The organism is Neobacillus sp. PS3-34, assembly GCF_030915465.1.
Taxonomy (GTDB): Bacteria; Bacillota; Bacilli; order Bacillales; family Cytobacillaceae; genus Neobacillus_A.
This window is the reverse complement of sequence record NZ_CP133267.1, coordinates 4150962-4167036: the sequence shown is the minus strand read 5'-3', so window position 1 is coordinate 4167036 and position 16075 is coordinate 4150962. Positions and strand designations below refer to the sequence as shown.

The 16075-nt window shown below is 39.7% G+C and carries 11 protein-coding genes and 3 pseudogenes; 6 read left to right on the top strand and 8 right to left on the bottom strand.

The window, feature by feature from the left end:
• Positions 1-33: 33 nt before the first annotated feature.
• The 5 genes and pseudogenes from pflA (at position 34) to RCG23_RS21815 (ending at position 5743) form a co-directional block, all read left to right on the top strand.
• Entirely contained in the window at positions 34-777 is a 744-nt protein-coding gene (gene pflA, locus RCG23_RS21835) for a pyruvate formate-lyase-activating protein (protein WP_308177365.1), read from the top strand.
• Between the two features lie 568 nt (positions 778-1345).
• Positions 1346-1939 carry a hypothetical protein gene (locus RCG23_RS21830; RefSeq protein ID WP_308177364.1) on the top strand — a complete coding sequence of 198 codons (594 nt, stop codon included), beginning with the start codon at positions 1346-1348 and terminating at the stop codon, positions 1937-1939.
• Between the two features lie 450 nt (positions 1940-2389).
• Complete coding sequence (yidC, locus tag RCG23_RS21825) at positions 2390-3175, top strand: membrane protein insertase YidC (RefSeq protein WP_308177363.1); 786 nt, start codon at positions 2390-2392, stop codon at positions 3173-3175.
• Between the two features lie 287 nt (positions 3176-3462).
• Positions 3463-4812: pseudogene (locus RCG23_RS21820) on the top strand (IS1182 family transposase); the annotation flags it as partial.
• A gap of 400 nt (positions 4813-5212) precedes the next feature.
• Positions 5213-5743 carry a YhcN/YlaJ family sporulation lipoprotein gene (locus RCG23_RS21815; protein WP_308177362.1) on the top strand — a complete coding sequence of 177 codons (531 nt, stop codon included), beginning with the start codon at positions 5213-5215 and terminating at the stop codon, positions 5741-5743.
• A 97-nt stretch (positions 5744-5840) separates the two neighbouring features.
• Here RCG23_RS21815 and RCG23_RS21810 read toward each other — a convergent pair whose 3' ends face one another.
• The 5 genes and pseudogenes from RCG23_RS21810 to RCG23_RS21790 form a co-directional block, all read right to left on the bottom strand.
• Complete coding sequence (locus RCG23_RS21810) at positions 5841-6398, bottom strand: GNAT family N-acetyltransferase (protein WP_308177361.1); 558 nt, start codon at positions 6396-6398, stop codon at positions 5841-5843.
• 78 nt (positions 6399-6476) lie between these two features.
• Positions 6477-6680 (bottom strand): DUF6501 family protein, encoded by a 204-nt coding sequence (locus RCG23_RS21805; protein WP_308177360.1) that lies wholly within the window; start codon positions 6678-6680, stop codon positions 6477-6479.
• Between the two features lie 29 nt (positions 6681-6709).
• Positions 6710-6961: a hypothetical protein gene (locus RCG23_RS21800; protein ID WP_308177359.1), complete on the bottom strand. Its 252-nt coding sequence runs from the start codon at positions 6959-6961 to the stop codon at positions 6710-6712.
• Positions 6962-7387: 426 nt separating this feature from the next.
• A pseudogene (locus RCG23_RS21795) lies at positions 7388-9025 on the bottom strand (AMP-binding protein).
• 119 nt (positions 9026-9144) lie between these two features.
• Positions 9145-9939: a VOC family protein gene (locus RCG23_RS21790; protein ID WP_308177358.1), complete on the bottom strand. Its 795-nt coding sequence runs from the start codon at positions 9937-9939 to the stop codon at positions 9145-9147.
• 223 nt (positions 9940-10162) lie between these two features.
• Here RCG23_RS21790 and sda point away from each other — a divergent pair, with 223 nt between their 5' ends.
• Positions 10163-10288, top strand: coding sequence for a sporulation histidine kinase inhibitor Sda (gene sda / locus RCG23_RS21785; RefSeq protein ID WP_374049867.1), 126 nt, complete (start codon positions 10163-10165; stop codon positions 10286-10288).
• A 145-nt stretch (positions 10289-10433) separates the two neighbouring features.
• On the opposite strand, the gene odhB is transcribed toward sda, so the two are convergent.
• The 3 genes and pseudogenes from odhB to RCG23_RS21770 all read right to left on the bottom strand — a co-directional run bounded on the left by odhB (position 10434) and on the right by RCG23_RS21770 (position 16063).
• Complete coding sequence (gene odhB / locus RCG23_RS21780; protein ID WP_308177356.1) at positions 10434-11708, bottom strand: 2-oxoglutarate dehydrogenase complex dihydrolipoyllysine-residue succinyltransferase; 1275 nt, start codon at positions 11706-11708, stop codon at positions 10434-10436.
• Positions 11701-14496 (bottom strand): annotated as a pseudogene (locus RCG23_RS21775) (2-oxoglutarate dehydrogenase E1 component). Before RCG23_RS21775 ends, odhB begins: the two are co-directional and overlap by 8 nt.
• Before the next feature lie 298 nt (positions 14497-14794).
• Complete coding sequence (locus tag RCG23_RS21770; RefSeq protein ID WP_308177355.1) at positions 14795-16063, bottom strand: ATP-binding protein; 1269 nt, start codon at positions 16061-16063, stop codon at positions 14795-14797.
• Between the last annotated feature and the right edge of the window lie 12 nt (positions 16064-16075).

Genomic DNA, 16075 nt, shown 5'->3' with positions numbered 1-16075 from the left:
ACCCCTTCACAAATTGAAAGGGGTTTTATCATCATGAACGGAAACATTCACTCCATTGAAACATTGGGCACGGTTGACGGACCCGGAATCCGCTATGTTGTCTTTACACAGGGGTGCCTTCTTCGCTGCCAGTTTTGCCATAATGCTGACACTTGGGAAATAGGTACAGGAAGGCAGATAACCGTTTCCGAAATCATGGATGATCTGACCTCATATATGCCCTTTATGCAAGCTTCCGGAGGCGGAATTACGGTAAGCGGAGGAGAACCTTTGCTGCAAATACCATTTCTTCTTGAATTATTTAAGGAATGTAAAAAGAAAGGCATTCATACAACGATTGACTCTTCAGGAGGCTGTTTTTCACATTCTGCACATTTTTTAAGCCAGCTCGATGAATTACTTCTCTATACAGATTTGATATTGCTGGATTTGAAGCACATTAATCGAAAAAAACATATTAGTCTTACAGGGATGGCTAATGACCACATCCTGGAATTCGCTAAATATTTATCCGCACGGAACCTCCCTGTTTGGATCCGGCATGTTTTGGTTCCGACGGTTACCGACGATATCAGTGACCTTAAAGAGCTTGGAGAATTTATCGGGACTCTGGAAAATGTTCAAAAAATTGAAATCCTTCCGTACCATAAACTCGGAGTATACAAATGGGAAGCGCTCGGACTTGAATATCCTTTAAAAAATATAGAGCCTCCTTCCGACGAAAAAACAGAGTTTGCATATAAAATGCTCACACAGCATTGGAGAAAATCCTTATAACAAAAAAATGCCAGAACGAATAATTTCTGGCATTTTTTCATTTTCGAAATTACTAATATAGATATAATGGAAAGAGGTGGTGATTAAAATGTCTTTTCCTCAAAAAAAATATAAACTTTTGCTGTTCGCTATAATAACCATTCTCATATTACTTTCGAATTTCAGCTTATATCGTGTTTCTTTCCTTAAGCCTCTACCTGAAAAGATAATCTGGGGATCTTTGATCGATTTTTTTATAATTATACCTGGAATGATCTATATTTTATATTTTAAAAATCGGTTTTCACTTCAAAAAATTGGATTTCTAATGCTGCTCGCATACTCGGCAGCGTATCTCATTATTCCTCAGAAGCTCTTACATGAGGATCATGTTGTTCCCTATTTTATTGGTGTTTGTGAAAGCTCCCTACTCATTATTGAAATTTACTTTCTCTCCCGTCTTTTAAGAAAACTGCCAGCTTTTATAAGTTCACTTCGAACCTTAAATAAGCAGAGTTCCTATTTAATCTATAATTATAGAAACACTGCAGCCCGTTTTTTTCCAGGCAGTAAAATGGGGGAAATTTCTGTGACTGATTTTTCCTTGTTCTATTATGCTCTTTTTTCCTGGAGAAAAAAGATTAAAATTCATACTGGCCAGGTATTTTCCTTTCACAAAAAAACGAGTGGCATAGCCCTCTACATCATGCTAATTCATGCAACTGCCATTGAAACGATTGGCCTTCATTATTTTTTACATCAATGGAATCCTCTTGCTTCCTATATTTTGTTGTTCCTAAATATATATGGCTTCCTATATTTTCTGGCAGAGATTCAGACGCTCCGTCTTTCTCCCTTCTGGATTACAGAGGATTTATTAATATTGCAGGCAGCTTCGAAGGGTATGGAAGTTCCTATTCATGATATTCAGGACATATTCTCTTATACAGGTCCAGAGAAAATTAGCAGCAAGGAATACAATATGTTGTTCGATGCTAGGGCGATCGATTTTATCCAGGAAAAACCGCAATTTGAAATCAAATTAACAAAACCGCATCCAATATATTTCATGTACGGTTTTCAACGCAAAGTTGACCGAATTATTTTGTCCGTCGATGATCCACATGCTTTTAGCCAGCAATTGAAACAAAAAATATACTGCTTTCATGCCGATTCGAGATAGAATCGGTTTTTTAGAGTTCCTATGATAATTCACGAATCTATTTCTTTTATTTCCTATTATATTAAATTGATTCTTAACCTCTTCTCCTTTATACTCAAATCATCGGCAAAAAAGCGAGGTGAATGATTTTTTGTTTCAAGTATTAATTGATTTGGCAGATATTAATGCATTGACTGCAGTTTATATAAGCATATATATCGGGATGACCATAAAGCTTTTATGGGCATGGAATGTTGAATGTTCCTTTTTTGTGAATATCTCTGATACCGGAAGCACAAAAATCATTCATCCCTCATTTTTTTATACGAAAAAAAGTCATTATCATGTTAATACTATTTTAATGTGGATAATAAAGTATATTCGTAGAAAAAAGAGTTCTCAGGATGATCCGGAACACAGCCCTCCTTACTTTTATTTTTAATATATACTTTACACAATTCAGGAGGAAATATGAAAATCAAACGTTCACTTACTTTAATATCATTATTAACACTCACTACCGTTCTTCTTTCAGCCTGCCAGTCTTCTAATGGTAAAGGCGGAGGAGGCTTCTTCCACCACTACCTTGTAGAGCCATTTATTTCAGCAATCCACGGGCTTGCGGGATTAATGGGAGGAAATTATGGTCTTTCTATTATCGTGATAACACTGCTCATCAGGCTGGTATTGATGCCACTGATGCTTAGACAATATAAAAACCAAATGGCGATGAAAGAAAAAATGGATGTTCTGAAGCCTGAAATGGATGCCATCCAGAAAAAGATGAAGGCTGAAAAAGATCCTAAGAAAAAGCAGGAACTACAGCAGGAAATGATGGGGCTGTATCAAAAGCATGGTGTTAATCCTCTGAATATGGGCTGTCTGCCAATCCTTATTCAAATGCCAATCTTAACTGGATTTTATTATGCCATTCGCGGTAACGCAGAAATCGCTTCTCATTCTTTTTTATGGTTCAGCCTTGGAAAACCCGACATTGTGATTACGATTATTGCCGGTCTAATTTATTACCTTCAATTTAAAGTATCTCAATCCAGCATGCCCGCCCAGCAGCAGGAACAGATGAAATACATGGGACTATTATCTCCTATAATGATTGTGATGTTCTCTTTAAAAGCACCTGCAGCATTGCCGCTATATTGGGCAGTTGGGGGAACATTCCTGACAATTCAAACTTTAGTCAGCAGAAGACTTTATCAGAGCAAAAAAGTACCAGAAGTGCAGACTAGTAAAAAATAATTATATATGACCAACAAAAAAGCATCTTAATCAGATGCTTCAGACTGTAGACAAACTCTTTCGAGTTGCCTGCAGTCTTTTTTCTTTTAAAATGTTATTAAGTAAAAGACTCGTTGATTTCCGCTGCGGGTGGACGCTTTCCGCGGGGCGGGCGGTGAGCCTCCTCGCCGCTAAAAGCGGCTGTGGGGTCTCACCTGTCCCGCTGATCCCGCAGGAGTCGCCACCCTCCGCTCCAATCAACTGGGTTTCAGGCACTTCTTTTTAAAACGCCTATGAGGGAAACTACGATGATGACTAAGAACCAACCCAACGAACGTAATCAAATAGAGATGCTGACGATTGATCACCTGATCCCTGAAGACCATCTGGTCCTTAATCTCGAGCCGACCATTGACTTCTCTTTTATTTATCCATTGGTGGAGCACCTCTATTCGGGGGTTGGCCGTCCAAGTATCGATCCAGTCGTTTTGTTCAAGATGGTCTTCATCCAATACATATTTGGCATCCGGTCCATGAGCCAGACTATTAAAGAAAATGAAACGAACGTGTCCTACCGTTGGTTCCTTGGGTTTGGCTTCTACACAGATGTCCCTCATTTCTCAACCTTCGGTAAGAATTATGAACGCCGTTATCAGGATTCCGAGGTGTTTGAACAGATCTTCTACCGCATCCTGGATGAAATCATGGAAAATAGGTTGTTGTCTGCTGACCATGTATTTGTGGACTCCACCCATGTATAGGCGAGTGCCAACAAACGCAAGTTTGATAAGAAAGTCGTCCTCATGGAAGCGCGAGCTTATGAAGAGAAGCTTCAGTTAGAATTGAACCTGGACCGGGAGGAACACGGGAAAAAGCCCTTCCCTCCCGAGAAGTTCAAGAAGGTAGAATGGAAGGAAATCAAGGAGAACACGACGGCCCTGAGAGCGGCTATTATGTAAAGGATGAACGCACCAAACAGTTTTGCCTATTCCTTTCACGCTGCCAAGGATGAAAAGGGGTTTGTATTGGGCAGCGTGGTGACACCGGGGAATGTCCATGACAGCCATCTCTTTCAGCCGCTTGTTGAGAAGATTATAGAAAAGATTGGGAAGCCACTCGCTGTCGCAGCCGATGCAGCCTACAAGACACCTGCAATCACAAACTATCTCTTCGAGAACCAGATGCTTCCTGTCCTCCCGTACACACGCCCCAAAACAAAGGACGGTTTCTTCCGCAAGAGTGACTATGTATATGATGAGCATTACAACTGCTACATTTGGCCAGAAGGGCAGACATTGAATTACTCGACTACCACGAAGGAAGGATAAAGGATATCGATAGTATAAATCGCACCCGTCTGTCTGTGCAGCCTGCCCGTTTATTAGCCAATGTACGGAGAGTAAGAATCATCAGAAGCTCATACAGCGCCATATCTGGGAGGCATACTTGGAAGATGCGGTACATGCACGGCACACGCATGAGTAAAACAAATATATGCCAAACGCAAGGAAACGATCGAACGTGTCTTTACGGATGCGAAGGAAAAGCATGGCATGCGATGGACAACCCTTAGTGGGCTAAAAAAATTATCCATGCAGGCGATGCTTACGTTTGCTGCCATGAATCTGAAGAAACTGGCAACTTGGATATGGCAGGTGCCTAAAAAGGCGCACCAAAGCACTAAAGCACCAATGATCAGGTTTATCGTTCTGATGGTAACGGTACTAGTAGATTGGAGCGGAAGGTGCTTGACTCCTGGGGGATCAGCGTTCCAGGCGAGACCCCGCAGGCGCTCCCTTGCGCCGAGGAGGCTCGACGAACGCCCCCGGAAAGCAAGCACCTGGAGTGCAAATCACACCATCCAAATGAATTTTTTGAAAAAATCAAAGGCAGCGAGAGTTGTCTCGCTGCTTTTGTCGACAATCTGAAGCATCTTAATCAGATGCTTTTTTGTTATTAAATCCACATGCAGTTAATTCATCCTTAAAGATTCATGTATAGTTTTTCACGAAAATGGAAAGCTATCCATGATGATAAACGATAAGGAGTGAATTTCGAATGAAACTTAAGATATTTCTGTTTGCCATCCTTTTGTTTAGTGTTTATTTAACGGGATGTGCAAGAAATAATGCAAGTGATGAAGCAGGCAATCGCAATCGAAACGGAATGGAACCAACCAAGGTAAATTACAATACAAGAGATGCGGTTCCTCGCGTTACAGATGTCAGAAATAACAACCGTACAAATAATACGACAACAAGAATGGAAGTGGCCGATCGTGCTGCTGAAAAAATTTCATCCATGCCAGAAATTGATCGCGCAAACGTGATTGTAACTGATAATAATGCGTATGTTGCAGCAAAATTGGATCCTTCCACAAAGCACCTAACAAATAAAACGGAAAGCAAAATTTCCGATCAAGTAAAATTGGTTGACCCTGATATTGACCGAGTTTTCGTTTCAGTCAATCCTGATTTTTATGATCATATGAACGAATATGCAGATGATATAAGATCGGGACGTCCTGTTTCAGGGTTTTTCGAAGAATTTTCTCAAATGATCCAAAGAATGTTCCCTGACGTTAAATAACTTTATCTGAAAGGCTGCCATTAAAAGTCGTTGATAACGATCATTTAAAGCAGCCTCTTCCCTTTTTTCTATTTTAATTTTTCTATTAAAGCCTTTTTCACCTCGGCCATTCTTCTTTGATGATGCTATAAACCACAGTATTGCGAATATAACCATCTGCAAGGACACGGTCTTGACGGAGTATTCCCTCTTTGATCGCTCCCAGTCGGGAGATTGCCTGCTGAGATCTTATATTTCTTGAGTCTGTTTTTAAGTGGACACGATTAAATTGGAATTTTTCAAATGCATGCTTTAACATTAAAAACTTACATTCCGTATTCACCCTTGTTCTCCAAACATCGGGGTGATACCATGTCCAGCCTATTTCAAGGTTTTTATTTGCTTGAGAAATGTCCAAATACCTTGTACTGCCCAAAATACGATGATTTTTTTTGTCAAAAACAACAAATGGATACTGATTTCCTTTTTTCCTTTCTTCCACTGCCATGATTATGGCTTTTTCCATCTCTGCCTTTGACCGTATTTTACTGGCCATATAGGACCAAATTGCTTCTGGTTCCGCCGCCTGCCACAGACCGTCCAGATGTCCGATTTCCATTGCTCTTAGGTAAACTGTTTCTCCTTCTAGATTGAATAATTGGTCCCATACCTTCACACTGATCCCTCCAAAAACATTTGTATTGATCGTTCATTAGCCAAAAAAGACTGCCAGCTCTGTGCTGACAGTCTTCGGTTACGCGTCCTGGAAGTAATCCTTATAAAAGCCGCCTACTTTTCCAGAATTGTCGATGATAAAATAAAATTCTTCTGTTTCATTTTTCACATCGTATACAGTTCCTGCTGTTAAAGCTTGGTTCACAATATACTTTTCAGCATCGGTATGAATACATTTTACTTTTTTTATGGTTTCACGATCATGCCAGTTTAAATGAATCATGTGCTTCCACCTTTCACTAATATCAATCTTTAGTATAAGGAATGAAGCTGTTCCTCCGCAACTAAATTCAATTTGGGTTTTTTAAAAAACGGCAGTTTTGTTTTCTTCTTAATCCAATTTATTTTTTCCTGTTCAAAGGTTAGCATTGCACCTGTAAGCACATTTTTAAGAGTAACATATGTTTTATCACAAATTGTGTCTAATCGGATAAACTGCAGGTTTTCATATCGTTCCTGATTATAGGCTAGTTCGTAAAAGCCATTATCCAATGATATTTTCATTTTGCATACCTTCTTTCTAAGATGATGGCAATATGTATTTACCACGATGTCTGCTTGTTTCAAACATCTCTTATTGCCTTTATAAGAAAAATGGATATGTCTCCAAAATAACAAAGAAAAAAAGACAGAGCGTCTCTGTCTTTTACTGGCACTTGCAGTGAGAAAAATGGGAAAATAGAGGAATCCTGCAATATGCTGATTTTTTTCTAGCCTTCTCATACCAGGAATATTTTTCTATTTCTTTAAACATTTCCTCCCTATGTTTTTGGATCATTTGCTCAATATATATATTTGTTCGAACATATGAACCTCTCCTTCCGTTACTGTTTTATCTTCCTCTTTATTTTATAAAAAGCAGGAATCGTAAACATTATCGGAAAGTTGGATTTCATATCCTTCTTAAGACCGAAAAAGGTCTGAAGCTTATCAAGTTGTCTTTATACCATTAGCAATTCCTTTGGCTTGCTCCCGAAGAAGGAACTTTTGTATTTTACCTGATGCTGTCATTGGATAAGCAGTAGTGAATTCTATATATCTTGGTATTTTATGCTTAGATATTTTCCCATGACAATAGGCACGAATTTCTTCTTCTGTGATGCTCTCACTCTCTTTCGGAATGATCCACGCCATCACTTCTTCACCATAAACAGCATCTGGCACGCCGACAACCTGGACATCCAGAACTTTTGAATGCGTATAAAGAAACTCCTCAATCTCGCGGGGATAAATATTCTCTCCTCCCCTGATGATCATATCCTTTAATCTGCCTGTAACTTTGCAGTAGCCATCTTCATCCATCACTGCAAGATCGCCTGTGTGCAGCCACCCATCTCTATCAAGGGCTCACGCGTCGCATCCTCGTTTTTATAATAGCCCTTCATCACATGGTACCCTCTTGTACAAAGCTCACCCTGGACTCCACGGGGAACCTCACGATTGCTTCCTGGTTCAACAATTTTCACTTCAACATTTGGCAGTGCTTTCCCTACTGATTCAACCCGCAGTTCAATTGGATCATCGGTCCTGGTTTGTGTAATAACGGGAGATGCTTCAGTTTGTCCATAGGCAATCGTAATCTCTGAAGCTCCCATTTTTTCAATAACTGCTTTCATTACCTCTATAGGACAGTTAGAGCCCGCCATAATGCCCGTTCTTAAAGAAGATAAATCATACTTATCGAAATCCGGATCATTTAGTTCAGCAATAAACATAGTTGGAACACCGTGCAGCTGTACATTTTTCATCCTGTACAGTTTTTAATACCTTTTTAGGGCTGAACTCCTGGACTGGTACCATTGTGGCTCCAACAGATACACATGCCATTGTACCAAGTACACATCCAAAGCAATGGAAAAATGGAACAGGGATACATAAACGGTCTTCCTTTGTCAGCTTCATGCAGCTGGCGATATTATATCCATTATTCACAATATTAAGGTGGGTCAGCATGACTCCCTTCGGAAATCCTGTTGTTCCGCTTGTATACTGCATATTTATTACATCTTCAGGTTCCAATGACTCCATTCGTTCATCGAGTTCCAAATCCGAGACTCCTTCCCCAAGAAGAATCAGATCAGCCCACGAATATGTACCAGGATATTTTTTCTCTCCTAAAACGATAACATTTTTAAGAAATGGCAAGCGACTGCTTTGAAGCTTTCCTGGTTCTGTCGTCTTAAGTTCCGGTGCGATTTCATAAAGCATCTCAATGTAGGAAGAATCCTTCCACTGATCCATTAAAATAATCGTTGTTGAATCGGATTGTCTTAATAGATATTCTAATTCAGAGGTACGGTAGTTTGTATTGACAGTTACAAGCACTGCTCCCATCTTTCCTGTGGCAAATTGCGTGGTAAGCCATTCCGGAGTGTTTGTGGACCAGGCTGCAATATGCTCTCCCTTTTCCAATCCGAGCTTGATCAGCCCTTTTGCGGTCTTTCGACAGTAATCATCAAACTCGCTATAGGTCAGCCTTAAGTTTCTGTCAGCATAAACAACTGCTTCGTGGTCTGGATGAAGCTTAGCCTTTTCCTCCAACAATTTTCCAATTGTTATTTTCAATATTGACGACATCCTTTCAATCCTCCCTAAGACTGATACACAAATGGTAAATATAGCGCTTACACACAAATGTTACCACATTTATATGAATATTCAATATTTTTAGATTTCAATATTATATTTTATACATAAGTATCTCTCATAAAAGTAATTGGTTCAGTTAAAGGAGGGTTGAAGCTAATCAAAAAAGGCCTTTCTCCTTTACGTTTATAAATATTTTTCAACGTTGCGTTTTCATTGGCATTACAAAAAATTATTTCTGTACGCCCAACCATGATGGCTGCCTGTCCAGGTTGGTTTAGGTTTTCAGTCTTTGGTAAATTAACCTGTACATTTAAAAGATTTGCCCAATCCTCTGCCGTTCTAAGAAAATCATGTACTACATAGTGAATAGCGTTTATGGAGGCTTTTTCCTGTTCATCAGTCCAAACCCCCTGTTTCTTAAACTCCTCCCGCCTGTCATGATCACTTTGCTCCCATTCAATAAAAAAAGGATAAGGTAGTCCTGTTGGTGAAAAAACAAAGAGCATTTTCCACCGAATTGTCAGTCCATCACTTCTTATCCTTTCTCCTTTATAGATTTCCGAAGCTGTGTATCCTTTCATTTCTATGTTTTTCTTTAATGAGTGAATATCAGTAGTTCGAAAACAGATTTGACCAAGTCCTTCATATTTTCGAAGATTTTCCACCAAATGTTTGATTAAGGGATTGTCACTTCTTTTGGCTGTCTTATTACATTGGACTGAAAGGAATTCAATATAAGAAAGTCCGAAATAGATGAGGCTGTTATACGTTCCCCAATCTCCATGGCTGCCACCCCTGATTCCTTTAAGATTGAAATTCCTCCAATAGTCAATTATCTCTGACGGATCACTTTTGACAAAATTTACAATATGGTCTAATTTAAGTTCGTCCATTTATGTCGCTCCCTTCATATAGAGGTATTTCGGTTTAATTTATTTTCCATCTTAAAAGATTACTACTATTTTTTAAAGGAGATTTTTAAAGAACAAGTCCTACAATAGTCCTTTTTTAAAAAAGTTTTTAAAAAAGGGTTTTCAAATAGTAAAAAAACCATTACACTAGTAAAAACTGAATATTCAATCCACTTTTCTTAAGGAGGAATGCAAGTTGAGAATTATGAGTAACGAACAGTTAGTCGTATCGTATCGAGATGCATTAAAGACCGGAAATGAAAAGGAATGGATTAAAATTTTAAAGGATGAAATACAGCGCCGAGGATTAAGGCCATTTAAAAATCGTTAATTTGCTATCGCCAAGTGAGTACAAAACCGCCGAAAATTTCGGCGGTTTTTAAATTACAATCTCCAGAGTCTCTGCCCTTTCTGTTCAAAGCCGCTTGAATAAAATGAAAGAACCACAACACATTTCGGGTTGTGGTTCTTTTCTATTATCCTTCTAGCAGTAATGAGTCCGGATCTTCAAGCAGCTCCTTAACTTTTGCTAAAAAGCTGACCGCTCCCTTACCATCCACGATTCGATGGTCATAGGAAAGGGCTATATACATCATAGGACGGTTTTCCATACGCTCTTGGTCTATTGCAACCGGGCGAAGCTGGATTTTATGCATTCCTAGGATCCCTACTTGCGGCCCATTTAAGATCGGAGTTGAAAGCAGGGAGCCAAAAACCCCGCCATTTGTTATCGTAAAGGTTCCACCCTGTAGGTCTTTTAACGATAACTTATTCGTCCGAGCTTTCTCGGCCAAATCTGAAATATCCTTTTCAATTTCTGCAAAAGACTTTCGGTCTGCTTCTCTCACCACCGGAACGACAAGTCCTTCTTCAGCCGCGACCGCAATTCCAATATCATAGAATTTTTTCACCAAAAGTTCTTCACCTTGAATTTCTGCATTTAAATATGGATATTTTTTCAACGCAGCAACCACAGCTTTAGTAAAAAAAGACATAAATCCAAGCCGCACATCATGTTCTTCAAAAAATTTATCCTTCCTCTTTTTACGGAGGTTTAGTACTTCTGTCATATCCACTTCATTGAAAGTGGTAAGCATGGCTGCTGTCTGTTGGACTTCTACCAGTCGTTTAGCAATCGTCTGGCGCCTTCTTGACATCCGTTCGCGGACCACATTTTTTGTTTCTGTATTTTCAGTCTGAAAAGACGGCTTTGGAGGCTGAACACTTTTCGATTCCGCACCCCCATTTATTTGGTAAGATTCTATATCCTGCTTGCGAACCCTCCCTAAAGGGTCCTTGACAGAGACCTCACTTAATTCAATCCCTTTCTCTCTGGCAAGCTTTCTTGCAGCGGGTGATGCAATTGTACGATGTTTTGCATGTTCAGAAGTATTCTCAGATGTAATTTGCTCGACAGCTTTTTCTTCACTTTTATGTTCCTCTTGTCGGGGCGGCTCTGTTTTTGATTCTGGCTTAGATTCTTCAGTTGAGGTATTTGGCTTCGTTCCTTCCTGCCCTTCCTCACTTACGATGGCTATCGTGTCGCCAACCTTGACGGTATCGCCTTCACTAAATTTTAACTCCGTCAGCGTTCCAGAAAAGTCAGAGATAATTTCAACATTTACTTTATCTGTTTCTAATTCAACCAGATACTCACCTTTTTGTACTTGGTCACCCTTTTTCTTTAGCCATTGGGCAATCGTACCTTCTGTAATAGACTCTGCTAACTCGGGAACTTTAATTTCAGCCATTATCCTGACTCCCTTCTTTGCTTTTTTCTAGTGCTGCCTGGATTATTGTATTTTGTTCGAGCTTGTGTACATATGGATCACCTTCCGCTGGACTTGACCTGCGCCTGCGGCGAATATATTTAACTTTTATTCCGTGTGGAGCGATTTCCTGAATACGAGGTTCCACAAAGTTCCATGCCCCCATATTTTTGGGCTCTTCTTGCATCCAATAAATTTCCTTGAGGTTCGGGTATCTATTAAAAATGCTATTGAGCATCTCCATTGGAAAGGGATAGATCTGCTCAATCCGCAAAAGATGCAGCCAATCAAAACCATCGGATGTCTTTAATTTCTCAGTCAGGTCAATAGCGATTTTACCGGAGCATAAAATAATTCTTTCTACTTTTTCATGCTCAAGACCAAGACCTGGCTGCTCAATAACCGGCAAAAATTCACCTTCTGCAAAATCTTTGATTTTGGATGCAACAATCTGGTTGCGGAGCAGACTCTTAGGTGACATGATTACCAGTGGTCTCACTTCTTCTTTCATTAGAATACCTGCCTGGCGCCTTAGGATGTGAAAATATTGTGCCGAGGAGGTCAGATTGGCTACTGTCCAGTTGTTTTCAGCTGCCGATTGAAGGAAGCGTTCAACTCTGCCACTTGAATGTTCAGGTCCCTGGCCTTCGTACCCATGGGGAAGCAGGATAACGAGACCTGACTTCTGGCCCATTTTGCTCGGCCTGCTGCAATAAATTGATCAAAGATGACCTGAGCAGCGTTGGCGAAATCTCCATACTGTGCCTCCCAAATGACAAGTGTCTCAGGGGCATAAATGTTATATCCATATTCAAAACCCACAACTGCGGCTTCAGTCAAAGGGCTATTATAAACTGCAAATGAAGCCTTAGCCTGAGAAAGGTGCTGCAGAGGCGAAAATATCTCACCCGTTTCACTGTCATGAAGGACAAGATTGCGCTGGGCAAAGGTCCCTCTTTCCGAATCCTGCCCTGAGAGGCGGATAGGCGTCCCATCTTCCAAAATAGACGCAAATGCGAGTGCTTCGGCCAACCCCCATTCTACCGTTCCGTTATCACTAAAGGTCTCAGCTCTTCTTCTCAAGATCCTTTCCAGTTTAGTAAAAACTCTGAACTGCGTTGGCCAGTTTAACAATTCATCATTTATTGATTTCAATCTTTTAACTGGAACAGCGGTATTGATTTCAGGAAACCCTTTTTCAACCAGTTCAGGAGGTTCAGGAATCTTTACGGCTTTCTCTTCCTTTGGAGGCACTTTTTCATAGGCGTCCTCTAATTTCTTCGAAACTTGCTTCACCAATTCCGCGTATTGGGACTCGGATAAAATCTTATCAGCAATTAATTTTTTTGAATAAATTTCTTTTATGGTGGGATGCTGATTTACTTTGTTATACATTAATGGGCTTGTGGTCATAGGTTCGTCCATTTCGTTATGTCCATAACGGCGATAACCCACAAGATCTATTAAAAAATCCTTTTGAAATGCAATACGGTACTCTACTGCCAAAAGAGCAGCTGCCAGGCAATCCTCAGGTTTGTCGGCATTCACATGGAGGATAGGAATCTCAAACCCTTTTGCCAAATCACTTGCATAAAGTGTTGATCGGGAATCGGCGGATTCAGTTGTAAAACCAATTGTATTATTTGAGATGATATGAATGGTTCCACCCGTCCGATATCCTTTTAGACGGCTTAAATTCAAGGTCTCGGCAACAATTCCCTCACCTGGGAATGCTGCATCGCCATGGATTAACAAAGCGAGGGACGCTTTAGGATTTTCTCCAGGTTCCCCCGGTTGCTCTCTTTCTTCCTGTGCAGCCCTAGTAAAGCCTTCAACAACCGCCCCAACGAATTCAAGATGGCTTGGATTATTTGCAAGCGTTATTTTAGCCCGTACGATGTTTTCTTCTTTAATTTGACGATTCAAACCAAGATGGTATTTTACATCCCCTGTCCAGCCATAATTTATTCCGCTGGATCCTTCAGAAGGGACTAACTCTTTGTTGGGCGCATGCTGGAATTCAGAAAATATTTTTTCATATGGTTTACCCAGTACATGGCGAAGACATTTAATCGTCCGCGGTGGGCCATCCCAATGTTAACTGTTTCCGCTCCATCATGGACAGCTTCATAAATCATTTCGTCCAGCATTGGAACCATTACATCCAAGCCTTCTATAGAAAATCTCTTTTGCCCTACAAATGTGCGGTGAAGAAACTTTTCAAATTCCTCTACCTCCATTAATCTCTTTAAGAGGCTTACTTTCTTTTCTTTAGAAAGCTGTTTGAATAACAAACCGCTTTCAATTTTTTGCTGCAGCCAATTTTTCTCTGCCGGGCTGTGTACATGATGAAATTCGAACGCTATTGAACCTGTATAAATCTTTTTTAAATATTCATACGCATCATGTGCATTTTCGAGAGGAACAGACGAATCCTTGCACAGTATGCTTGCAGGCAGCAGCTTTAAATCTTCCTTGCTTAGACCGTAAAATTCCAATGTGAGAATTTCCTGTGCTTTCCTCTCATTCCCTAAAGGATAAATCTTCGCTTCTAAATGCCCATAGGAGCGTATGTTTTCACCAAGCCTTGCGGCAGCAAGCATTTTTTCAGCATCAACTGTTTGCTGCCCGTGCATTGGTTGAAATGCCTGAAGGTTAGCAGCAGTTTCTTTTTTTCTTCCAAACTTCCTGGATTAAATTGTTCAAAAATTGCTCTCATTTCTCCATCTACCGAGTCGGGATCCTGCAAGTAGAGCTCATAAATCCCCATCACATAACCAAGATTCGGCCATAAAAACTTTCCAGAAATTCCTGGATATTTGATGCTGGCAGCCTCATATCAATCACCCCTTCAATATGTATAATATCAGCCTTAATACTATTACCCTTTCAGTCAAAAAAGTAACAAAACTCTGACTTAAATCTTTATATTTTTAGTTTTTTTCTCGATAAGTATGTTTAAAATATTAAAATGTTCAAGCTGATTTGTTGGGGGTTATTCACTAGGTATTAAATTCTAATTTCCTAAGCAAAGAAAAAAGCCGGCAGTTACCGGCAAATTAGTGTCATTATTTAATTGGAAGATAGATGGTCACGATCGTTCCAGAACCTTCTTGGCTGTCAATGAAAATATGGCCATTATACTTTTCGACTAATCTCTTCGCAATGGACAGCCCCAATCCAGTCCCTCCACTTTCCCTGCTTCTGGCTTTGTCAATACGATAAAAGCGGTTAAACACTTTAGAAACATGTTCTGGAGGAATTCCAATTCCATTATCTTTAACGGCCAGACATATGGAATTACTGTCTTGTTGTGCAGAAACAAGAATTTTTTTATCAATATGTGAGTATTTTATCGAGTTGTCTACCAAGATAATTAAAATTTGCTGCAGATGCTCAGGTGAAATCCAAATAGCCTCCAACGGTCCCTTTATGTCTAAAAAGAATTCAAAATCATCCCGCAGAACTTCAAAATTTTTAATCACCTGGCGAATCACCAATTCAATATCTACTTTTTCAATCTGAGTAATCATCCGAGTGTTTTCTGCCCTGGTTAACTCCAGCAAGTCAACGACAAGCTTTTTTAATCTCGATAACTCCTGGAGGGATGCTGCAAGGGACTCTTCAAGAATTGCCTCATCCTTCTTCCCCCAGCGATTCAACAATGACACATGACCTTCAAGAATCGAGATGGGCGTTCTTAGCTCGTGAGAAGCGTCTTCGATAAACTGTTTCTGCTGCTTAAATGAATGTTCAATTTCATCCATCATCTCATTAAAGAGATTCGATAAATCTGAAAGTTCATCTCTGCCTCCACTAATAGCCATTCTTTCCTGAAAACCATTTTTCTTAATTTTTTTCATCGCAAATGCTAAATCTCTTATAGGCTTTAAAAACTGTCTGGCAAGGACATATCCACTCAAAGCACTTAATAATATCGCGGCGGTACCAAAACTGGTCATTAACATGAACAGATGGCCCATCATTTTATTATAGGAGGTTAATTCTCTCACAATTTCAATCGTGCCTTTAAAATTAGAACTATTAATCGGCGATCTTGCCACAATCGTTTCATTATCTTCCGATTTAATATGATCCACTGTTTTAATACTTGCGGATACAGGCTCTAAAGTAGGAAAGTCTCCATTTTTATCTGATACAATAATCTTGCCCTTTTTGTCGTAAACTCGTATCAGCTGATTTTTGTCGTTAAGTTTTTTAAGCAGATCATCATTTTTCTCAATATAATTTTCGGTTAGTCGATTATCTTTTTCTTTATAAAAAGTAGTAATTTCGGAAAGTGTTCTGTGTACGATTGTTTCTTCACGTTTTAACATCCAATTGGACAC

Bases quoted from the DNA above. Each gene is read 5' to 3' on its own strand.
- pflA (WP_308177365.1), top strand. From the start codon at position 34: ATGAACGGAAACATTCACTCCATTGAAACATTGGGCACGGTTGACGGA.
- yidC (WP_308177363.1), top strand. From the start codon at position 2,390: ATGAAAATCAAACGTTCACTTACTTTAATATCATTATTAACACTCACT.
- RCG23_RS21815 (WP_308177362.1), top strand. From the start codon at position 5,213: ATGAAACTTAAGATATTTCTGTTTGCCATCCTTTTGTTTAGTGTTTAT.
- RCG23_RS21805 (WP_308177360.1), bottom strand. From the start codon at position 6,680: ATGATTCATTTAAACTGGCATGATCGTGAAACCATAAAAAAAGTAAAA.
- RCG23_RS21800 (WP_308177359.1), bottom strand. From the start codon at position 6,961: ATGAAAATATCATTGGATAATGGCTTTTACGAACTAGCCTATAATCAG.
- RCG23_RS21790 (WP_308177358.1), bottom strand. From the start codon at position 9,939: ATGGACGAACTTAAATTAGACCATATTGTAAATTTTGTCAAAAGTGAT.
- sda (WP_374049867.1), top strand. From the start codon at position 10,163: ATGAGTAACGAACAGTTAGTCGTATCGTATCGAGATGCATTAAAGACC.
- odhB (WP_308177356.1), bottom strand. From the start codon at position 11,708: ATGGCTGAAATTAAAGTTCCCGAGTTAGCAGAGTCTATTACAGAAGGT.
- RCG23_RS21770 (WP_308177355.1), bottom strand. From the start codon at position 16,063: ATGTTAAAACGTGAAGAAACAATCGTACACAGAACACTTTCCGAAATT.